This is a genomic window from Streptococcus sp. 2018110 (assembly GCF_019754115.1).
In the GTDB taxonomy this organism is placed as follows: Bacteria; Bacillota; Bacilli; order Lactobacillales; family Streptococcaceae; genus Streptococcus; species Streptococcus hashimotonensis.
The window spans coordinates 14,967-37,989 of the sequence record NZ_JAIJZO010000021.1 but is presented as its reverse complement, the minus strand read 5'-3'; the positions used below and the strand labels follow the sequence as shown (position 1 = coordinate 37,989).

Here is a 23,023-nt window from a genome sequence, read left to right as displayed (position 1 = left end):
TTTTCACTTCTTCATAGACATAAGTAACTTTCTTCGTACCTTCTGCAACTTCACCTGAAACTGCATCTGTTCCCAAATCTTTAGTTGTTGCTGTCAAGTTTCCATCTGTTCCAACAGTACCTACATTATAGTCACCAGCAGGGACTAATTTGTAAGTCTTACCATCTTTGGTAATCACAGATGGACGCTCTGAAGTGTCTGTTGAAGCTTTTGTACCTGTATCGTTTGCTGTATTGTAAGCAGTACCAGGTGCTACATTGGCAGTATCAACAAACTGTGTACCGATCTTGTTTCCGTCTGTATCAACGTAATCAACGATAACTGAACCTTTCACTTCTTCATATACGTAAGTGATTGATTTAGTACCTTCAGCAACTGTACCTGTTGGTGTATCTGTACCAAATGTAAAGCTTCCAGCATTTTCAGACAAGCTACCGTCAGCTTTTACCGTACCAACTGTTGCAGTTGTATCTTTTGCAACCAACTTGTATGTCTTACCGTCTTTGGTAATCACTGCTGGACGCTCTGTTGTTTTATCTGATGCGACTGTACCAGAGTCAGCCGTTGTATCGTAGGCTGTACCTACCGCTTGGTTTGTAGTGTCTTTGAACTCAGTACCGATTACGTTACCTTCAGTATCGACATAGTTAACAACTACTGAACCGTACTTAGTATTGCTCAAACGAACTGAGAAACGAAGAAGGTCCGCGTTTGTCGTTGAGTCACTTACTTCTCTAACACTATCCGACCAGAATTTGTTCAAACCATTGACACCATCTCCAATAGTATTATTATCAAAGAAGAGTGGTGAAGTTTGATAAGTTGCAGTAGGATATTGTGAGAATGGTGTTGATTGATGATAAAGCTTGAACGTTACTTGTTTAAAGGTACCTACCAAGCGAACAGAACCTGTACCGGCTGGTACCATGTCTGGAAGACGGTAGTCGCCAAGGTACAAATCATCCGTACCAACAACTGCCTTATCATAAGTATTTTTTTCAGTTACTTGAAGAGTAGTATCCGTAACTGTCAAGTTTGTCCCTGTTAATTGCTCTAACTTAACACCAGGTGTAATCAGCTCGAAGTTGGTACTGTTAAATGATCCCTTAGCAACATATACTCTACCGGTAGTATCATCAACAATTGCTTTACCGCTACCACCAACACCTGAAAGGTCGATGATTGGATTAGTCACCTCTTCGCTAAAAGTCAAGGTTAACTCAGCATTCTCAACCACACCATTGTAATTCAACTTATCAGCCAAGCTTGTTCCCGGAGTTACAGGAGATGGTTGAAGGTAAACCCCCATCGCTGGAATAGTTGCAGGATTTGGATTTCCCGCCAACATTTCTGCAGTAGCTTTATAATATGATTGATCATCACCTGGTACAAGGTAGCTAATACCTACTCCGTTACCGTTTGTCGGTACGATAGCAGCCGTTACTGTTACTGTTGAACCATCTTCTTTAGTAACAGTTGCCTGACCAGTCGTGTGTGGCGTATAGTCCCACGCTGTCATCTGTGGGTTAACGTTGGGATTGCTTGTCGGAATGTTGTCCGTAAAAGTCCATTTACTGTTTGCAGAATAAGTTTCCTCCGCTGCATAAACAACTACTTGTGGTGCAACAAATGATTCCACCGCTGCGCCTGCCATAAATAGCGTCGCACCTACAGTAACAGAAGCAAGTCCACGCTTAAATTTGCGCAATGAGAAATACTCCTGTTTCTTGATCATCTTTTTTGATTGATCTTTAAACATATGTCTAAATTCTCCCCTAAATTTTTTGACATTCACCTCATATAATAAAGCGAAAATCTATAAGCTGATTATATAAGTTATCTTGGAATTCGTCAATCAAAAAGGCTCATATTCATTTTGTTTTTTATGTGTTTTTTTGAATAGAAAAATATCCCAATTAGCTAATTTTGAACATTCTTTCAGTAAGGATACTATTTCATTCGCATTTTAATAAAGTAACACAAAAACATTTCATTATATTATATTTTGCTTGCTTGAATATTTTTGAATTTTTATTCTATTTTAGCTCCCTAAGATTTGTCAAAATATATTTGTTAAATGAATCCTTGCGTATATTTATCAGCCAGAGATGGATTAAACAATGAATAAACTCTAAAATATACAGTATATTTTCCCAAATTCATCTATAACTACCCAAAAAATGAATATTGTAATATCCATTAATTATTACAATAACAAAACTATAAATTCTGATGTAAAAATTGACTTATTTTCTTTAAACGATTACCTCTTTTTGATTGACTTTCAAAAAATATAGCAATATAATAATTTACGAAAGGTATCAGCTAATATTTAATGAAGAGAGGGTTATTTATGTTATAAAAAGGAGAAATGTATGTCTAAAAAATTAGCAATGATTGTTGCAACAATATTATTGTGCTTCTCATATATATCCCCTACAAAGGCTATAGCTAACACTATACGCGAACCACTTACAACAGAAGAAAAGGTAATCAGTCCGAACAACTTAATTTATGCCCTGAATATAGATAAGACAGAGAACGGTGTTATGAGATGTACAGGAACTTACATTGGAGATAATTATCTCTTAACCGCCGGTCATTGCATGACTGATCGTCATGGTAGTCTTAATTCTACACAGAGTGCAACTGCGGAAACAAATGCTGCTAGTCATCCTGTAGCTTTTAAAGCTTTTAAGAAATCCGTCTTCTCAGGAAATCCATTTAAACCAATGTCTGGCTATGCAGGTTTTCAAAACTTTAAAAACGATGTTGGCTTAATCAAGGTAAGCGAGCCCGCATCTGTTCCTCTTGATACTAGTGGAGTACACCTTACTGTTCATAACGATTTACAATATCTTGTCGGAAAAACAATTAGCACTGTCGGCTACTCTCGCTATTTCAAAGGAGATTTGACAAAAACACAAGGTACCGTGCTGCGTGTTGAAGAAGACGGTACTTTAACCGTTGATTTCTATGTAGCTGAGCAAAACTCTGGTTCTCCTGTTTTTTACAATGGAGAGATTATCGGAGTAGTCACTGGTGTTGCAGATGTCCCAAATTGTCAAGGTTCTCCAATGTGTAGCAAAGCAACAATTACTCCGTTTACAATGGATATGAAAGCCAAACTATTTGATCCAAACGGAATTCCAGTTTCTGTTATTGAATAATAACCGTTAACATCCCTTTCTATATATTAGCTGTTCATGAAAATAAAAGAACTATCTCGTAACTACGAAATGTAGTTTTGAGATAGTTCTTTCTTTAATGCTTATTTTACCAATTGTGACCGACGGGCATAGGCTTTCCAGTCAATCCCACGCGCTTCGCACCAGTTTTGTACATTTGGAGCCAAGACCAAATCTTTCTGACGGAGTTCCGCAATGTTCTTAGCACCCAGCATGGTCATGATTTCTGCCATCTGCCATTGGAAGGTTTTAATAGCCTGCAGGCCGTCATCAAAACGATGCCCCTTACCATCCTTGACATACTGAAGGAAATGATTGGACATACCAACAAGGTCTGCACCGAGGGCCAATGATTTGACAATATCTAGTGGCGTCTTAATACCACCAGATGCAATCAGACTTGGACGAACTTCTTCAGGAACAGACATAGCTTCCACCAAGGATGTCACAGTTGACTGCCCCCAACCTTCTAGATAGGTATAATCATTGAAGGTCCGACGGGCATTTTCAATCTTGGCGAAATCCGTCCCCCCAGTACCAGACACATCAATGGTCTTGACACCGACAGAAGCCAGCTGGGCAACCGTTTCTCGGCTCATGCCAAAACCAACTTCCTTGACGATGACCGGTACTTCCATCTCCCGCACCAAGTTTTCAATATTCTTCAACCACATGGTAAAATCACGGTCTCCCTCAGGCATGACAATCTCCTGGGGTGCATTGACATGGATTTGGATGGCATTGGCCTCCAACAAATCCACCGCTCGCTTGGCGTTCTCAACACTGTGGTGGGCACCTAGATTGGCAAAAATAATGCCATAAGGATTTTCCCGACGCATAACGGAGAAGGTTTCCGCAACAGACGGATCCTTGATCGCCGCACTAACCGAACCTGAAGCTAGAGCAATCTTCCCAAAATGCCCCATAATTCCCAAGAGACGATTGATTTCCCGCGTCTTCTTGCTTCCACCGGTCATGGCATTGATGAAGAAAGGAAAGGCAAAGTCCAAACCAGCTACACTGGTCGAAATATCCACTTCATCCACCTTGGTCTGAGGTAGGGAATGATGGACAAACAAGGTCTCCGTAAAGTCCTTGGCCGGTGTGGCACTATATTGCTGGTTGGCCAAGCCAACGTGTTGATCCTTGCGGTCTAAACCAAATTCTCCTAGATAAAACATAGGGTTCTCCTTATTCTCTACTTGTGATCTTTAGTTGGAGTGGAAGAATGCCGGCTTGTTGCCAAGCCTTCTCAATCGCTACTTTTTGTTCCGTACTGTCTACCAAGCAAATGCCGCAGTCACCACCGCCTGCACCAGATGATTTGGCCACCGCTCCATAAGTCTGGGCCAGGTCACAGAGTTGGCTCAGTCGAGGCGTTTCAATGACCAAGCCCATTCCTCTCGCCAAGTCTTGTAAGAGCTTGCGGTTCTGAGTAATGGCCTGTCTTGCTGACGCTGAGTCATTTGTCTGACAAGCTACTATCAACTGCTCTACACAGGTCTTGGAGTCGGCTAGAAACTGGCTATGAATGTGCTCTTTTTCTGCCTGACTTTTTTGGCTTTCCATCTGGGAAACCAATCGATCTGTCGAAGCCGCCGACCCTGTCCAACCAACCAAGAGGTCTGAGCATTCTGGTAGCTGGATAGGGCTGATGGACAAACCCTGCCAATCACTTTCCACCAGATTAAGCAGGGACAGCTCTGCCATTTTCCCTAAAAGCCAAGAACGGTCCAGGGAATGATAGGCAATCAAGCCACCAAAACTGGAAGCCGCCAAATCTCCGAAGGAACCCGTCATACCTAGCTTGGTCTGGGCCAGAGCTGCCAGCTTGTAGGTCAGCAGGTCATCTGGTCGGTGACCGTAGTAGGTCAGCAGGGCCTTGACCGTCGCAACCGTCACTGCCCCTGACGACCCCAAGCCATACTTGGCACCTGAAGTCTGGTCATCCAGGTCAGATTGGACCGCTAGGCTGTAGGTTGCTTGACAGGACTGACCTTTGGCTGTCAGATAGGCTTCTGTCACCTGCATGGCTGTCTCAATCAGAGCATAAGGATGGTCACCTAGGACATGAACGACACCTTCCTGACGCTCCCAGGTCAGATAGAGGTCTGCTTGCTGGCTGGAATGAAGAAGGCCTCGGTCACTCGTTTCAATGGTGACAGTCAAGTATTGGTCAAGGGCCGCAATCACTGCAGGATAGCCTGCCTCGACGACTGCGTATTCCCCTGCTAGAAAGAGTTTTCCAGGTATCTTTACTTGTACTTTCATGCTACAAGCCCTTTTCAAACGCTGCTTGCGAAGCCTGCCACTCGTCTTCGCTGAGGACGTAGGCAGCAGGACCAGGCTTGCTGGTAATGATTTTCTCTCTTGGGAAGACTTTGGCCAATTCAGCTACTAGCTCATCCATTTGACTTGCTCGGCAGAGGACCTTGACATTCGGTCCTGCATCCATGGTCATGTAGGCTGATAAGCCACTTTCCTCACGAACCTGACGGACTGCCTCTTGGGCCACTAGGCTATCGGCAGACCAATAAGTAAATGGCGGATTGGCAGAAAGAGTTGTTGCATGCATTTTCATACCGTTGTGTTCCGTAATCTGACCAAGTTTTTCAAAATCACGGTTGGCAATAGCTGCCTTGATGTCCACCAAGTCTTGTTTGGCGGTTTCTACCCAGGCTGCGTAAAATGGTGAGGTGGCAACCGTATGGTCCATTCCCTCTCGGCTGGCAATTTTTTTCGGTCCAGTATTGACGGCTAAGACGACCATGGCAATATCCCAATCGGCATCGTCAATGGGATGAGCCATAGAATCTTCCGAACCCGTTCCCATATCCCACTCGACAAATCCACCGAATAGGCTACGTGTGCTAGAGCCAGAACCCCTGCGAGCAAGGGTTGATAGGGTGGCTGGTGACAAATCTAAATCCAAGGCAGTTGCGGTTGCCAGTGCAAGTGCTGCGAAAGCTGATGCTGAGCTGGCCAAACCAGCCGCAGTCGGAACAAAATTTAGACTTTCCACTCGGGCAAATGCCCTTTCACCTATATATTCGCAAAACAAATCCAAAAATTGAGAAATTTTTAAAATTTCTTTTTCTTTTTGTAAGATTCCGTTGAGATAGAACTCATCCGCAGTTAATTCTGGGTCAAAAACGACCTTGGTATCAGTATAAAATGCGTCAAGGGTCAGGGATAAACTGGAATTCATAGGTAGGAATAATTCCTTATCGCGTTTTCCCCAGTATTTAATCAAGGCAATATTAGTATGGGCACGGGCTATGCCTGTTTGTTTAGTCATTGATTTCTCCTAAGTACTGTATCCAGGTTTGGCAGGCACCTGCTTGGTCAAGGATGTGTGCAAGATTTTGGGCATCCTGGGCTGTTCTTGCCAGGGCAATCATGCAGCCTCCTCGACCACCACCAGTTAATTTGGCTCCGAGAGCTCCATTTTCTTGGGCAAGGCTGACTAGCTTATCCAGGCTAGGATCAGACACGCCTAATTTTTGCAGGAGGGCATGAGCTTGGTTCATTCTGCTGCCTAGAAGCTCTGCCTGGTCTGTGGCTAAATCTTCCTTGGCCTGTCGGGTCAAGTTGCCCAGTTCTTCTACTAGCTTGATAGCCTCTGGCTTTTTCTCCAACAAATCCGCCACGTCTGAAATGGCTTCTAAGGTGTTTCCCGTTACGCCTGTATCAGCCACTACCAAGTGGGCACGGAGTTTCAGCTCCAAGGGTTCGATGGGCTGGTGCTTGATATAGAAGACGGGGGACTTGCCGCTGGTGGTCGCCACATCTATGCCTGATGGATTCCCGTGAGCAATTTTTTCCGAAGATTGGACGATGTCCCAGAGTTCGCTGTCGGTCAGTTCTTTTTCATAGTAGGCAAAGAGGGCGCGTGCCACTGCAACTGCCACGGCTGCACTGGAGCCCATGCCACGCTCGGCAGGAATGGTGGAACTAATCTCGATATGAATAGCTGGGTCTGTCGGTGCTCCGATACGATAGAGCGAGAAACGGATGGCATGCTTGAGGCTTTCCCAGATTTTTGGCATCTTGTGAACTAAGCCTTCATAGAAGTCACAAGCAACAGTCAGCGCTTCCCCTTGAGCAGTTACCTGAGCAATAATTTCAACAGCAGAAAAAGGCATAGCAATTGCTGGTTGCCCATAGACCACCGCATGCTCTCCCATCAAAATGATTTTCCCATTTGCTTTTCCTACTACCGACATACTTTTCTCCTTATACAATCACTACTATTATACCACTTTTACATAAGAATAAAACACACGAAAACAGCCGACCGCAGTCGACTGTTCTCTAGGAGATTATATGATACCTAGCTCTTTGTCGCTTGCGACTTAGAGATAGGGACACCTTTAGGTGAAAAGAGTATGGAATATAAATTAGACAAACTTGAAAAGTACGCAAAAACACGAAAACAGCCGACCGCAAAATGAGGCTGGATATTCCTCTTTACTTTGAGTTTCAAGGCTCAAACCTCTTACAGTACACTGAACTGTAAAATTCATACAATTTTTTATATTATCGTATCTAAAAAGTTAAATACAACCTAGATACTCGGAACTGTTAGTACTTCTCATCTTTTTATACCAATCAAAAACACCTAATTCCGACTTATTCTGAGGAATTTAGGTGTTTTATCATCATCTAAACTGATTCCAAATTTTAACTTAGTATTACTGGTGGAATCTTATCTCCAAATAAAATCACATATGTAAGCAATAATACACTAAATTTAATTAATTTCTTTTTCATCTTGCGACTCCTGTTCCAATAAATCTATAAAGAATGACTGAGCTAAATTTTTTAAGAGCTCGTCGCCTTCTAAGTCATAAACAACTATTGATTTTTTGACCATATCAATTGCTTCTGAAATAATGGAGCGTTTTGCTAATATGTTGGCTCTCATTAACAAAGTATTACCTAGCATAAATAGGGTGTTTCGACTCTTTAATAATTCTAGTGATTCTGCATTATAAACCAAGGCTTTTTCAAACTTGTTACACAGGTACAAAATTCTAGAATATCCGTATTGAAATAATACTTTCAACTCCCAATCATTTGACTCATGATAGTGATGAATGAGACTTTCATATTGGTTCATTGATGTTGCATACTCTTCTAACTCCGAATATATTCCTGCAATAGCAATACCAACTCGTAAATATAGATTAGCATTTTCAACCAAAGTAGGCAGCAACCCTTCCAAAATCTCTAAAGCCTCATTTGACTTTTTGTATTTCCCAAATAACAATACCCCGTTAAGATATTGTATATATAGACTTTGAATCGGAGATACAGAATCTTTTGAAATAAACTGCAAAAAATATTCTAATGTATCATACTCTCTTCGGTAAAGAATGGATTTCAATTCATCCGTAAGAATAGATTCTTCTGTACTCTTCTTTAGTTGAAACAATTCCAATATCACACTCGAATCAATGTCTAATTTTTTGACGAGCTTAAAAAATAATTCGACTGACGGAGAAACCTCAGCTTTTTCAATTTTACTAATAACTGCTTGAGCACAAATACCCTCAGACAGTTCTTTTTGACTAAATCCTTTCTCCAAACGGGTCCGCTTAATAAGACTAGCAATTTTTTCTTTCACAATTCACATTCCAATTTATAGTATTTTCTCTATTGTACCACTATTCGGTTGAATTTCCCATATTTCATCGTATAGGCCTAAATCCGACTCTGAATAGTGATGAGCAACCTCAAAGATTGTAATTGGTAAATTGGCAAGTTTTTTACGAATGAGGGCTGAGGATTGTTTATCAATTGCTGATGTCCCCTCATCAACTAACAAGATTTTCTTATTATGAAGGAGGGCTCTGGCAATCTCAATACGTTGTTTTTGTCCTCCTGATAACTGCGCCCCATTTTCACCATAATATTTCTCTAAACAATCCTCACCTAGCTCTTCTACCAACCCCAGTTCTGAAAGCAAAGCTAACAACTCCTCCTCACGGACTGATTCAAGTGCCATTAGGAGATTCTCTTTTAAGCTTGCCTCAAAATAGTAGGGTGATTGTTGGATTCTTGCCATTTGAATGCTAGGATTACTTATTTTTTTCTGATGATTTAATACAGATATTTCCCCTTCCAACGGTTGCAGTACACCCTGTATGCTATCTAGTAAGGTCGTCTTTCCACTTCCTGAAGCTCCTCTAATAAGTATTTTACGACCATACGGGACTGTAGCATTAAAATTTTTGATAATTGCTGCTCCATGTCCAATGGCTACTCCTGAAAAATGAATCTCAGGCGTCAATATTGATTCATCAATATGATTTTCAGACACTTCCTGTTGCTGAGAATCCTGTAACATTTTCTCTAATTTTTTTCGAGTTGGCTCCGTTGATTGTATCATTCGTAAATAGTTCGAAACATTTCTAAATGGATAAATAACACGGTCGCTGGCTAAAAATAAAGCGATAACAATACTAGCATCTAGTTTCCCTTGGGTTACAAATACTAATGCTACAGTTATTGGAACAATATAACTCAACCACGATAGCATGGAAGAAACGAGATTAACTATGCTGTGTTTATTATTTAATGCCTCATTACTATTTTCTAAGTCATTGACAACTGTTTCAGCCATCCCTAAAAACTTACGATTCGCACCATATGTCCATAGAACCGAAAAACCTTGAAAAATATCTTTTATGCTACGAATAAATTTCTCATTCGACTTTGTAAAGTGCTCTGTTGCTGTTCCTAGATAGTTGCTAAATAGTATGGCTGGCAACATTGGAAGAAATGAGAAAATAATAAATAATACAGAAATTGCAGGACTTAGATAGACAAGATATATCAATGAAACTGCCCCTAAAAGACTGTAGTATAAGCAATCAAAAAGAACGGAAAAATATTTATCTTCTACTAATTTTAAATCTACTGTTAATACCGCAAGAGACTCTGTAACATCTAATGCATTTCCCTTATTGCCAAGATAGTTTAACAGCTCCATCTTATACTTTTTATTCAGATTTTTTAGTAAATCGTTTTTTATTATTGAAACAAATAAATCTGATAATTGAATCAATAAATAGAACAATATACTGCAACCGGCGAATAGTAAAACATCTTTTACAGTTGATTCCGAGCTAAATTGACTAACTCTCGAAATAACTTGAGACATAATAATACCGTCAAAACTCGCTCCTACCAATGCAAGCAAGAGTAAGCAGATTTTAAACTTAGGCAATATTCTCCATACCTGTTTTAATTTCATAACCCGTTCTCCATTTTCTAAAGATTTCATCAAGTAAATATAAAGCAAATTCTGAAGGTGCTGTTTGCACACCTTGCTTATATTTTACGTATCTATATAAGACGAGCGCTATTCCACTACTACCTGAATGTAAATCATGGGAAATTTTTAAATTTCCTTCACCTAAGTATCCAAATAATATCTCACTCTCATCTCTCTGTTCAAAAAGCTTCAAAGTCTTGATTTGCTGATCAACTACTTTTGATGTTCTTTCTGAGACTTCATCACACAATACTCCCTCTTGTAAACAAGTAATTAATAAATCAGTTATCCCTGCCAATCCACGCATCAGAGTAGCAAAATAATGGATATCATAATCTAAACTCAAACAAATATTGTTTAACACGTTTGAGTATTCGTCATTTTTAGTTACTTTATAATAGTAAAACAACATATATCCGATTCCTGACAAACCATTGTATAAGAACGGAGACTCAATCTTATTTCCAGAATTATTTTTCCCAACTCGATCTACAGTGAGGTTTCCATGTGAGTTTTCATACACATACATCAAAATATTTGCTACATGACTCTCTCCAATATCTAAATAACGTCTATCGTTTGTAACCATATACATCACCAAATATATTAATGCAACACCTGATTCCCCCTCATACAATCCTACTACATCTGTTTCTAGCCGTCTTTCCAGCAACAATTCTTGTAACTCTGAGAACACTGTTTCGGAACATCCTTCAAATCCAAAGTATGCCCCTAAAATAACCAATCCAGAAATACCATAATATATCCCCGTATTATCACTATTTTTTAATGTTTTGAAACTTCTATTAAAAATATTCCATGCTTCTAATTTTTTGTTCTCACACATGAGAAAGTATACAAAACTCAATTCTCCAATCATTAATCCACTCGAAATATCAATACAATCATTAAATAACGCCCCATATGTAGTATTAATAATATCGTTACTAATATTTTGAATTTCGGTTATTATCGTTCTTTCTTTTCCATCAGAAATTCGTCGTAACGAATACAAAACACCTAGCCCCCCGTGAGCAATGCTATAGGGATTTGTATTATAAACTTGCGGATCTGCTGGGAAAAAAATTTTTTTATGGTCTACTTCTAAAACACAATAACTTTCTAGTATACAATTTATTATCTGATCTAACTGCTGACTGACATCATCGGGATAAACTTTACATATATTTGTTGCACCATCAAATGATTTAATATACTTTTCTATTTGATTCAGCATTTTCTGAGCGTACTTATTATTAATTATATTTTTTAAATACTGGATACTTTTGAAAACATTGGCACGGTTAAATTCAAACATGTTTTGTATTGGGAATATCATACATATTCCAATAATGTGAACTTTATAAATATCTATACCTTCAACTTCTCCAATATAGGAGAATCCTGGGGTTTGAATATTGGTTATACCATTTAATTCTTTTTTCAAAATCGCATATTCTAAATCAATCAATTTAACAGTCGGCTCATTTGTTTCAAAGTTCACAATGATATTCGTCTCGGACAAATCCTGTACATAAATACCTAAATCATTAATTCTGCCTATTCCTGCAATTATATTATTGAATATTATTAAACAGTTTTTAAAATAGTCTTCAATTTTTTTGACATCTTTTTCATTTGTTAATAATGGATTATGCAGATAAATATATTCTCTTAAATTTGTCCCTTCTAGTTTTTCTTCAATTAAGTAACTATTCCCTTTTTCTTCTATTACTTCAAATACTTGTGGAACAAAATCTGTCCTCTCCAATAATTTCAAAAAAGAGAATTCTCTTTTTAACCTATCCGTAGAATAAAATTTGGTATTATCTTGTCCAGTGAACTTTCGAGCCTCTTTCATTACAAAAATTTTTCGTGAATTCACCTCAGTAACTTCGTATACACCTCCTGATGAAGAAAACTTTATTGCTTGCATAGGAATATATTTCTTTAGTAACAAAGATTCTTCATTACTATCATCTTCTAAAGATATTTTTTTAATCCAATCCGGTGTAAATGGATAAGGAAACTTTTCGTCTTTTACAAAATTAGCTTCATTATCTAAAATGTATGTCTCAACCACACCATAAGTATTTATTCTTCTTATAGGGTCAATCTCCCCATATCTATAATAAATTATTTTCGATGAAGAATATCTATAATCAGTCAATACTTCCGGTCCATCATACATTATTGTTAAATCTGAAATATCTTGAATTACTGTCCAGAACTCAGATTCTTTTGGATAAACTACAATAAATTTTCCCGCTGAAAGTCTAGATACTTCTTTACTATTAATTTCTTTCAAAAATTTTTCATTTGCAAGGAATTTGAAATCAATTTTATTTTTAATGCAATACCTACACACTATATTAAATATTTCAAGATAATTCTCCATAGTTGCTGACACATGGATCTTCCATCCTGCCGTTCGTCCTTCAGAAGTAGATTGAGAAAACTTCAAAAAAATCCAAGGTTTTTTCGTATATACACTTACATCATCTAAATTGTATGAGAGTAGCTTTAAAAAAGATTCTTCCGTAGCAACTTGATTACTCATAATATAAAAATTTGTTCTATTCGATGAAGCATACCAATGAATCGCCATATTTTCTTGCATTTTTACACCACCATATAAAATAACATTGAACACTGCATAATATAAAAATTATGCAGTGTTCAACATTAACAAATTATGAAAAAGACGCACCTTCACTACTGTTCTCTAGTAGTTGTATTACAACTAGCAAATACACAAGACCCCTGTGCTGTAGCTCCTGTACTGTCTACGAAACTACTCTTAACAGATAATGTTTGTAATTGACGCAAATCAGACATAGTTTTCTCCCTTCTAATTTTTTTAGCTGATCAACTAAATACAGTATAATATACTCATTCTAAAAAATCAATTACTTTTTTTGTATATTTTATAATTTTTATAATATTTTTGAATTATATTTTGTTGTTCAGTGTATTATTTTACTAAAAATCTATATAAAGAGAAAAATTCACTTTACAGATTTAACTAGATATAAAAACCTGAAGAAGATTTTAGTTCGAAAAGTCTGTTAACATAGATAAGGACACCTTTAGGTGAAAAGATGGACGAATATAAACTAAACAAACTTCCAAAATGCGCCGAAGCACGAAAACAGCCGACCGCGGCCGACTGTTCTCTAGGAGATTATATGAAAAAGATATGCCAGCCGTTTGAGCTTTAGCTCTTACGGATGACGATACTGAATACTATTCAGTAAAGTTGTTCGCTATTTCTAGCTTGAATATAGTATATAGCTACTAACTTAAAAGAAACTGAAAATTTTCTTAGCCTTATCTTAAATTGATTCTTGTTTTGAATACCTATACTGAAAAAATAGCACCCCTGCTCGGAAGGCATTATCTAAAATCGTTGCAATCCAAATGGCTGACAAACCGATTTTAAAAAATGTTACAAGTAAATAAGCTATGCCAATCCGCACTAGCCACATACCGATAGTTGTGGCATAAAAGGGTAATCTAGCATTTCCTAAACCTTGCCACAGAGCTGTCAAAATAAGAGTACCAGCTGTAAAGGGAACTCCCAACATGGCATAAAATAATACTGTTTGACTAGCTTGTGCTGCTTGAATATCCTTAGTATAAAGACCGATTAGGAAAGGCCCCGCAAAATAAGTCACACCAGCCACCAAAAACATAAACAGCAAAGAAAGGCCAAAGCTTGTTCGAAAAATATGTCGGACCATAGCCTTATCCTGTCTGTGTTTCGCTGTAAGGATGATTGTCGCGGTAGCAATCCCTAAAGCCGGCATATAATTAAACTGCGTCAGGGTTTCTCCAATCGCATTTCCAGCTACCGTCGCTGTTCCTAAGCTGGTAATCAAAGCTACGACTACCACATCTCCCACCCGCATCATCAACCGTTCACCAGTTGCTGGCAGGGCAAGTCTAAGCAGTTCTTTATCAAAGGACCAGGTCCATGGTTTTAAAGAAATTGGTAAGCGAGACCAAAGCAGGCTACAACCAATCAATCGCGATAATACCGTTCCAATCGCAACCCCAGCTACACCTGCATGAAGCACAAAGACTGCAAATGCTGAAAATAGTGCATTTAAAATGTTAGAAAGCAGGCTGATATACATAGGAAAACGTGGTTCCCCCAAGGTTCGTAAGATTGCACTCAAACTTGTCATAAGTCCCAAAAAAAGCGCTCCCCCACCAACCAATATCAAATAAAGACCGCCAGCCTGTACCACTTCTAACTCTGCTCCCAAGCTAGTAAGTACTATTGGACCTGCCAGAACTGAAAAAATCCCTAAAAGAAGACCGATAAAAACTGTAAACTTGACACTTTCACTAGCAGTTCCTCCAATGCCTTCTGAGTCCTCTTCACCCAAATTCTGAGCCAAACGAGAAGACACCGCTGCTGCTAGGGCAATAAAAACCGCCTGATAGACGGCTAAAATATTATTAGCAAGGGAAACTCCAGACAAAGCTACGATGCCAATACTGGCTACTAGATAAGAGTCTACTACCCCCATTAACATCTGGAGAAGGTTTTCCCCCATGGCTGGAAAGGCAATGGTTAAAATTTCTTTATAGGTTTGTTTGTTCATAATCTCTATTTCAACTGTTTAATATCTACTATTTTATCACAAACAAGATTCAATAGCTCTTCATCGTGAGAAATTAACAAAACCAACTTATTCTTCATTTTTAAGTCTACTAAAGCGGAAGCAACTTGTTGCATTCGTCTCAAATCCAAGCCGCTCGTCGGTTCATCAAAAATGAAAATTTCCTTATCTGCCAGTAAGCTGGCCACTATCATCACGCGCTGTTGTTCACCACCCGATAAACTGACCGGATGCCTCTCCAACAAGTCCGATAGACCAAAACGAGCTACCAAACGTTCATCGACAGCTCTATTTTTCCTTCCAAGAGTAAGTTCTCGCTTAACACTTTCCGCAAATAGTTGGAGGCGAACATCCTGCATAACAAAGGCTGTTTTTTCCAATCTCTGGCGACCAGACAAGGTTTGACCTTGCCAAGAAATCCTACTCTTCTTATCTTCCGCTAAACCGACCAGATAACGAGCAAGGCTTGTTTTTCCAGAACCATTCGATCCAACTAAACCCACCACCTGTCCTGGTGCCAAGCAAAGTTTTTCAATCTCGTAGAGAGTATTCTCTTTCTGACTTACCGATAAATTTTCAACAAGTAAACCCTCTTTATCATTAACAAACTGGTCCGCCAGCTCCGCTATTGCCCGCCCATAAGGCTCCGAGTCATAACAACGCAGCCCCATATCCTGACGGCATTCTTCTGTCCGACTTAAAAACTCATCTGCTAGATAATCCGTCACCACTTGCCCATCTTGAAAATATAAATAGCGATCTGCCAACTGACTGAGATAAGACAGTCTATGCTCGGCAATAATGATGGTCTTTCCTTGGCTTTTTAAAGTTTTCAAGATGTCCTGTACAATCGCAATCCCTTCCTGATCTAGGTTGGCAGTCGGCTCATCTAAAACCAAGACATCTGTCCCTTGCATGGCTGCAACGGCCAAGGCTAGACGTTGTTGCTGACCACCTGATAGACTGGAAATCGTTCGCTGACTAAGAGAAGCCAAACCAAATAATTCCATAACCCAAGCCAGGCGATTCTCGATTTCTTCTCTTGCCAAACCCTGATTTTCACAAGGGAAAACCAATTCCTGCAAGACCTGACTATGAAAAAATTGAGTAGACGGATGCTGAAAGACTGAAGCAATGTGCCGAGATGTTTCTTCCAGACTAGATTTTTGTAAATCCAAGTTCCCTAAGAAAATTTGTCCCGAAAGCTGAGCAGGATAATATTCTGGCGTCAAACCATTCAGTACCTTGAGAAAACTAGACTTCCCAGAGCCACTCTGCCCACATAAAACAACACACTGGCCTTCTGGAATGGTCAGATTCTCTATCTGCAAGGCTGGTTTATCTGCCCCTGAATAAGTTAATGCTACATTTTTTACCGTCACAGCCGGACGAGAATCAGAAAAACGAGACAACATAAGCAAAGACTCCAATCTAGCACGGTCCAAGACGACCGAATATATGCAGGTGATTTTGTAGATACAGCCAAACCTTTTGTCAGACTGGCTACTGTCAATTCCTGAGCTGTTCGCAAGAGAGACATCATCAAGGGAACCAAGAAAAACTCCATGTACTGGAGTGGCTTACAAACCACATCTCTCTTCCGTAAAAAAATTCCTCTAACCTTCAAAGAGGCACAAATCGTACGAGCATCCTGTTTAATGGCAGGCAGGAAACGAAACATTACTCCCAACGTCAAAAGAAATACCTCTGGTAAGCGCCATTTCCGTAAGCCATGAATGAGTTCGTAACCACTTGTCGTCATCAGCAATAGATGTCCTGCCAAAAGCGGAGGCCATGTATAGGTCAATACAAGCAACAAATGCGTCAGCCATGCTGGTAAAAATGTGATATAGGACATCAGACAAAACATAGCATAGGCTGTCGGACTCATTATAGCCATTTTCCGCTTTCCAGAAAACCAGAAAAGCAGGCTAAGACCTAAGACCAGCACTGCATTTTCTAGTATTGTAAGACGCATCCCATAGGTAAAACTAATGAAGAAGACGAGAATAATTTTTGTACGAGCATCTAATTTCATGAAAGATAACCTGATTGTTTAAAATAGCGCTGAAGCATATATTGACCAAACAGACCACTGATAAGAGCTGTTAAGATAATGGTCGTTGACAACCATAGCACATTCTCTGGAGTGAAATCAAGCATGACACGAGCGATGTATTCTGCTGATTTTCCACGTGCCAAAAGATTGGCCTCATAGGCATCTCGCATGAACCACATAAGAATAATCGGTCCCAGGTTTCCAAAAGAGAAAATGATATAGCTAAGAAGATTGGCCCATTTTTGTTTATAATGACCTGACTTCGCTACCATTTCTGCCAAAAAACCAAAGGTCAAGCTTGGGAGAAAGGCCGCTGTCATATAGCCTGATAGGAAAAAGAAACAGGCCATTACCGCTCCAACTAGACTAATTGAACCAAATTTACCAACCTTGGCTACCAATAACATATAAACAGGTCCTGCCAAAAGGGCTGCTCCAGCAGGTGCATACATCATATTACCCGAACGATCAAAAACCAAGCTCAACAAGGTTCCTAGACCAACACAAACAAAGTAGAGGGCAGCAAAAGCCCCTGTTACCATCAGATCTTTTACTTGTAATTTCTTCATTTACTTTTCCTTTACTAATTGTCCGTCTTCCAAGCGGAAAATGGTATCTGCACAAGCCATGGTCGAGCTTCTATGGGAAATCAAGAAGACCATGCCCTGACAGTGTGCCTTGACCAGCTGGATAAAACGAGCTTCATTGAGCGAATCCAAGTTGCTGGTCGGCTCATCAAAGATATAGCAGTCCGCGTTTTTGAGCAGGGCCCGCATGAGTTCCATGCGTTGTCCTTCTCCTGCGGAAAAGTCACTGGCTTCCACAATCGTATCCAAGCCCTGCGGTGGTGCCAAAATCCGTTCTTTCATGTGGCATTTTTCTGCCAAGTCCATGATGGTTTCGTCTGACACATCCGTCCGCCCCAAGACAAGATTTTCTCGAATGGTCTGGCGGAAGATTTGCGGTACCTGAGGCACATAGGCAAAGGAGCCCTGCAAATGAGCCTTGTCCACTTTCCGACTATCCAAGCCAGACAGGCGGATTTGACCTTGCTGCCAGTCATACCACCGCATGATCAATTTCATCAAGGTGGATTTTCCTGCACCGGACTCACCGACCAGACCAATGATGCCCCCCTGTTCAAACTGGACAGACAGATTGCGATAGAGCCCTGTTTCTCGGTCATCATAATCGAAGTCCACTTGCTCAATAGCAATATCCGTCACGCTGACCTCAACCAAGTCACCTGTTCGCTCTGCTTCTTTTTCATCCAAAAGAGCATAGATGTTCCGACCAGCATTCATAGCCCGCTTGAAACCAAGAGGCAGACGACTGAGCTCTAAGAAGGGAGCAAAGGAACTGGTAAAGGAAACCAGGAGGGCCACTCCAGTTGCCAAGTCCAAGCTCTGACTGCCTACCAAGTCGAAGGTCAACCAGGCAAAGCCCATGATAGACAGACCTACCACTAAGAATGACACAGCATACTGCATAAAGTTGGTCTGGGCAACCTTTCGCTCCTGACCATTGACCTCTTGACTTTTCTGCGTCAGAGTGGCAAAACGAGCATCTGTCTGCTGGAATTGCATGAGGTCCTTCATACTCTTAAGACTTTCAATAAAGTAGGAAACATAGCCCTTGCGACTGGCATTTTGTTCCTTGAGCAAGGGTTGCAACTGCTGAGCAAATCGATTTGGAATAGCAATAGCCAGAAGGGCATAGGTTACCAAGGCTATAAGGGCCAAGCCCCAGCTGGATAGACCAAAATAGACCGTCAAGCCAAGAGCCACCAAAATCCCTGTACAAATCGGAGCAATGGTATGGGCAAAGAAAACCTCCAAGGCCTCAATGTCCTCCCCAATCATCTTGAGCAGGCTAGCACTGTCCTGCCGGTCCAATTTCCCAGGAGCCAGGGCCCGCAATTTCGCAAAAATCAGACGGCGGTAGGCAGCCAGGGTATGAAAGGCCACATAGTGACCGAAGTAGTGCTCGCCATAGCGGAAGGCCCCACGCAGAAGAGCCAGAATGACTAGGGTTCCCAAAGTCCATAGCGGAGCGGGATTGCCAGCAAGAGCATCAAAAGCCAGGTAGACCAGGGTTACTGGAATCACAATGGTCACCACCTGTCCCAAGACCGCAAAGCAAACCGCCACCGCAATCCGTGGCAAGAGATGCTTCATTGAGCCCAAGAGTCTCGGAATCAGCACCCGCGTCGGCATTTCTTTCTTATCCATAAACGGCTTCCTCCAATTCTCTTTGTTGATCGACCAGCTGACGATAGGCCGAGCTAGTCTGATAAAGCGTGGCATGGTTGCCTGTCACAGCCCCCTCCGCAGACAAGAAGAGAATATCATCTGCCTGCTCCACCTGCTTCATCTTATGGGTAATAATAATGACAATGGCATCTTTTGCAACCAGGTTAATCAAATCGTAAATCAAGCCTTCATTGTCCTGATCGACGCTAGAAGTCACCTCGTCAAAGATATAGAGCGAGCGTTTGGCCAAAACCGCACGGGCACAGATGACCTGCTGGCGTTGACCCGGTGACAAGAAAGCACCGTCATCGCCCACAATCGTATCCAAACCGTCCGGCAGATGCTTAACAAACTGCAAGACTCCATGCTGATCTGCCCAAGCCAAGATGTCCTCCTTGGTCCAATCACCAGCCATGCGTAAATTCTCATAAATCGACTGGTTGAGCAAGGTTGACTGACCCGACACACAGAGGACCTGCTCATTCAGAGACAACTGGCTGACAGAAGAAATCTCCTGCTCACCCAAGTAAATCGCTCCCTTATCCGCTCGCAAACGTCGCAAGAGCAACTGGGCCAAGGTCGTTTTCCCCTGACCTGACTCACCGGCCAAGGCATAGACCTTTCCAGCCGTCATGGTCATGGAAATATCTTCTAGGACTGGCTTTTCTCCGTAGGCAAAGGCCATATTTTCCAGTTTCAGACTGTCAAAAACAGGCAGATGGGCAGCATCGATTTCCTGCTCCGCTGTCATGCTGTCCAGGAAACCAAAAATGCGATCCGCCATCTTGGTATTCATCATGACCAAGTGCATACCGTAGCCCTGCTCCCGTATGGGTGCAAAAAACTCCGTCGCAATGAGGACAAAGAAGAGCATACTAAAGAGGGAAAGATTGCCTGTCGCTAGGCTATTGACCGCCACAAAACCAGACAGACCAATCCCCAGATACATGACCGCATCCATGTAGCCCACCGCTTGCAGCTGGAAGCTGAGCAACTCCATGGTCGCATCGCGGAAGTCCTCCGCCTGCTCATTGAAGGTCTTTTCATAAGCCGCGTCCGCCTGATAGGAATAGAGGGTGTTGAGCCCCTTGAGGTCGTCCAGGAAAAGATTGCCCACATCCATGTAGGAGCCCCAGTAGCGATTCATGATCCGCTTGGACCGCTTCTGCATAGCGATAATGGAAATGGGAATCAGAGGCAGGGCCAGGATGAAAATGACTGCACCTAGCGGGAAAATCAGAAAGACCAGCAAGAGAACAGTCGCACAGTTGAACTGGGTCCGCAAGGAAGAAGCCATGTAGTAGGAATAGTAGGTATCCAGACTGTCAATCCCTTGCGAAGCGATGTTAAAGACATCTGCCGCTGTCGCTTTTGATGCAAACTGACCATCCTTGGCCAAGAGAGCCTCAAAGAAAGACTGCTTGAGCGAATCCCGAGCAAACTGGGAGCCCAAGCCCTGCAAACGCTTGGCAATCAGGGCCACACCATAACCAAAGGCATTGAGCCCCAGCAAGATAAGGACAAACTGTACTAAATCAACCTGCCCACCCTCATAGTAGGTCACAAAGCCCTTAGCAATCAGATAGAAGGAAATAATCCGCATCAAAAATTGTACCCAGGATAGAAAGGCTGCCAAATAGACCAGCTTCATCTTGGGCTTGATGCGTTCTTTGAGCCGCTTCAAGAGGGCTTTTTTCTTTTCTCTGGAGATTTTCTCCTGCTCTTGTGCCATAGTTCACCTCACTCAAACATATTCCCATATAGTATATCATTCTTTGAATTGTCTGTAAATTTTAATTTTAATAAGAATAAAAAACAAACCACTCAAGATGAGCAGTTTGTCATAAAATAAATTGATATTAAACACCCAAGTAACGCTCTACTTCAGCCTGCATATCTGCAGCTGCAACGACGGTATTGTGGCGGACAGGTGCCGTTTCCAAGCCGTCCACAGCTGGTGGCAGGGCTACACCTGAAATCTCATGCAGTTTGGCAAGGGCCTCGAAATCAGTCAAGCCTGATTGACCTGTCACCGCTTCAACCGCAACTACTGGGAACTTGTACGGACTTGCTGTAGAAGCAATCACTGTCGGAGTTTGGTCTCCTGTTTGCTCCACATACTGTTTATAGACAGCTGAGGCAACAGCCGTATGTGGATCTTCAATGTAGTCGGACTCCTCATAGACACGCTTGATTTCCGCAGCGGTTTCTTCTTCTGTCGCAAAGGCGGCAGCAAAGAGAGATAAGATGTCCGCGTCAGCTCCTTGAATGTCATACTGACCAGCTGTGTTCAAAGCTTCCATCAGCTCAGCTGTTTTTGCAGCGTCATTGCCAAAGAGGTGGAAAATCAACCGCTCCAAGTTAGAAGACACCAAGATATCCATGGACGGACTGGTGGTCACGCGGAAGGTACGGTTCTTGTCGTAAACGCCCGTCGAGAAGAAGTCGGTTAGGACATTGTTGTCGTTGGATGCACAGATGAGTTTGCCAACTGGCAGACCGATCTGCTTAGCGTAGTAAGCCGCCAAGATGTTACCGAAGTTGCCTGTCGGAACGGTGAAGTTGACCTTGTCTCCCGCCGCAATCTCACCAGTCTTAACCAACTGAGCGTAGGCATAGACATAGTAAACAATCTGTGGCACCAAGCGACCGATGTTCATGGAGTTGGCTGATGAAAACTGGAGTTTCTTCGCCGCCAATTTGGCACGAAGAGCCTCATCATTGAACATGTGCTTGACGTTGGTTTGGGCATCGTCAAAGTTTCCGTCAATGGCCACCACGTGGGTATTAGCCCCTGTCTGCGTGGTCATCTGCGATTCTTGGACCTTAGACACCCCGTCGCGTGGGTAGAAAACGATGATTTGCGTGCCAGGAACGTCCGCAAAACCAGCCATGGCTGCCTTGCCTGTATCGCCTGAAGTCGCGGTCAAGATGACAATCTCATTTTCCAAACCGTGCTTTTTAGCCGCAGTTGTCATCAAGTAAGGCAGGATGGACAGAGCCATGTCCTTAAAGGCAATGGTTGAGCCACGGAAGAGCTCCAGGTTGTACTGACCTTTTAGCTTGACAACTGGGGCAATAACTGACGTGTCAAACTTGCTGTCGTAGGCATTGTTAATACAGTAGTCCAGCTCGTCTGCCGTAAAATCGTCCAAGAAAGCCGATAAAATCAACTTGGCAACTTCTTGATAAGAAGCATCTTTAAGAACAGAAAAATCCAAGTCAACTGTTGGAATCGAAATCGGTGTAAACAAACCACCGTCGGTCGCCAAGCCTTGTAAAATCGCCTGACTAGCCGATAAAGTATTTTTAGCATCGCGTGTTGATTGATATACTAATGTCATGGTATCCCTCATAAAAAATCTATTTTTTCTATTCTACCATAAATTGACAGAAAATTGTGAAAGATAGATAGAAAAGTCTCTTTTTCTCGGCTAAACCCTAACTTTCCAACCACTTTCGCTTTTTTCAGGATTTCCACCATTATTTCTAAACAAACAATCCCCTATTTTTCAATAGAGGATTGTCTTACGATATTTGGAGGCAATTTACCTATAAATCATACTCCGTTCAACTGAGCAAGGCTCAGTATACTGACTTGACGCCGAAAA

At 41.5% G+C, this 23,023-nt stretch carries 16 protein-coding genes; 1 reads left to right on the top strand and 15 read right to left on the bottom strand.

The annotated features are described in order from the left end of the window. Nucleotides 1-1,759 (bottom strand): YSIRK-type signal peptide-containing protein (locus K5Q34_RS10310; RefSeq protein WP_221864964.1); only part of this gene is annotated, 1,759 nt, incomplete at its 3' end. A 616-nt stretch (nt 1,760-2,375) separates the two neighbouring features. Between K5Q34_RS10310 and K5Q34_RS10305 the strand changes: the two genes are divergently transcribed. After that, a complete protein-coding gene (locus K5Q34_RS10305) occupies nt 2,376-3,170 on the top strand; it encodes a serine protease (RefSeq protein WP_024406772.1) in 795 nt (264 codons plus the stop codon). Between the two features lie 101 nt (nt 3,171-3,271). Here the strand turns inward: K5Q34_RS10305 and fni are convergent, their stop codons facing one another. From fni to thrC, 14 genes are all read right to left on the bottom strand, one after another. Then, nucleotides 3,272-4,369 carry a type 2 isopentenyl-diphosphate Delta-isomerase gene (gene fni, locus K5Q34_RS10300; RefSeq protein ID WP_172115643.1) on the bottom strand — a complete coding sequence of 366 codons (1,098 nt, stop codon included), beginning with the start codon at nt 4,367-4,369 and terminating at the stop codon, nt 3,272-3,274. A 10-nt stretch (nt 4,370-4,379) separates the two neighbouring features. After that, nucleotides 4,380-5,459, bottom strand: a complete 1,080-nt coding sequence (locus tag K5Q34_RS10295; protein ID WP_172115642.1) for a phosphomevalonate kinase — start codon at nt 5,457-5,459, stop codon at nt 4,380-4,382. Nucleotide 5,460: 1 nt separating this feature from the next. Continuing rightward, the gene (gene mvaD, locus K5Q34_RS10290; protein WP_172115640.1) at nt 5,461-6,486 is read right to left on the bottom strand and encodes a diphosphomevalonate decarboxylase; all 1,026 of its coding nucleotides are present in this window, start codon (nt 6,484-6,486) and stop codon (nt 5,461-5,463) included. Further along, nucleotides 6,479-7,414 carry a mevalonate kinase gene (gene mvk / locus K5Q34_RS10285; protein WP_221864963.1) on the bottom strand — a complete coding sequence of 312 codons (936 nt, stop codon included), beginning with the start codon at nt 7,412-7,414 and terminating at the stop codon, nt 6,479-6,481. The genes mvaD and mvk overlap by 8 nt, the downstream gene beginning before the upstream one ends. Before the next feature lie 527 nt (nt 7,415-7,941). Then, entirely contained in the window at nt 7,942-8,817 is an 876-nt protein-coding gene (locus K5Q34_RS11950; protein WP_221864962.1) for a helix-turn-helix domain-containing protein, read from the bottom strand. A 15-nt stretch (nt 8,818-8,832) separates the two neighbouring features. After that, nucleotides 8,833-10,449: an ABC transporter ATP-binding protein gene (locus K5Q34_RS10275; protein WP_221864961.1), complete on the bottom strand. Its 1,617-nt coding sequence runs from the start codon at nt 10,447-10,449 to the stop codon at nt 8,833-8,835. After that, nucleotides 10,415-13,090: a lanthionine synthetase LanC family protein gene (locus tag K5Q34_RS10270; RefSeq protein ID WP_221864960.1), complete on the bottom strand. Its 2,676-nt coding sequence runs from the start codon at nt 13,088-13,090 to the stop codon at nt 10,415-10,417. Before K5Q34_RS10270 ends, K5Q34_RS10275 begins: the two co-directional genes overlap by 35 nt. Nucleotides 13,091-13,805: 715 nt before the next feature. Then, the gene (locus tag K5Q34_RS10265; protein WP_221864959.1) at nt 13,806-15,083 is read right to left on the bottom strand and encodes an MATE family efflux transporter; all 1,278 of its coding nucleotides are present in this window, start codon (nt 15,081-15,083) and stop codon (nt 13,806-13,808) included. A 5-nt stretch (nt 15,084-15,088) separates the two neighbouring features. Continuing rightward, complete coding sequence (locus tag K5Q34_RS10260; protein WP_221864958.1) at nt 15,089-16,516, bottom strand: ABC transporter ATP-binding protein; 1,428 nt, start codon at nt 16,514-16,516, stop codon at nt 15,089-15,091. Next, nucleotides 16,480-17,139, bottom strand: coding sequence for an energy-coupling factor transporter transmembrane component T (locus K5Q34_RS10255; protein ID WP_221864957.1), 660 nt, complete (start codon nt 17,137-17,139; stop codon nt 16,480-16,482). The genes K5Q34_RS10260 and K5Q34_RS10255 overlap by 37 nt, the downstream gene beginning before the upstream one ends. Beyond that, on the bottom strand, nt 17,136-17,729 hold the full coding sequence (locus tag K5Q34_RS10250) for an MptD family putative ECF transporter S component (RefSeq protein WP_202847055.1): 594 nt from the start codon (nt 17,727-17,729) through the stop codon (nt 17,136-17,138). Before K5Q34_RS10250 ends, K5Q34_RS10255 begins: the two co-directional genes overlap by 4 nt. Next, nucleotides 17,730-19,391: an ABC transporter ATP-binding protein gene (locus K5Q34_RS10245; RefSeq protein WP_221864956.1), complete on the bottom strand. Its 1,662-nt coding sequence runs from the start codon at nt 19,389-19,391 to the stop codon at nt 17,730-17,732. It lies immediately after the preceding gene. Next, nucleotides 19,384-21,144: an ABC transporter ATP-binding protein/permease gene (locus K5Q34_RS10240; RefSeq protein ID WP_221864955.1), complete on the bottom strand. Its 1,761-nt coding sequence runs from the start codon at nt 21,142-21,144 to the stop codon at nt 19,384-19,386. Before K5Q34_RS10240 ends, K5Q34_RS10245 begins: the two co-directional genes overlap by 8 nt. Nucleotides 21,145-21,271: 127 nt before the next feature. Further along, entirely contained in the window at nt 21,272-22,756 is a 1,485-nt protein-coding gene (gene thrC, locus K5Q34_RS10235) for a threonine synthase (RefSeq protein ID WP_221864954.1), read from the bottom strand. Between the last annotated feature and the right edge of the window lie 267 nt (nt 22,757-23,023).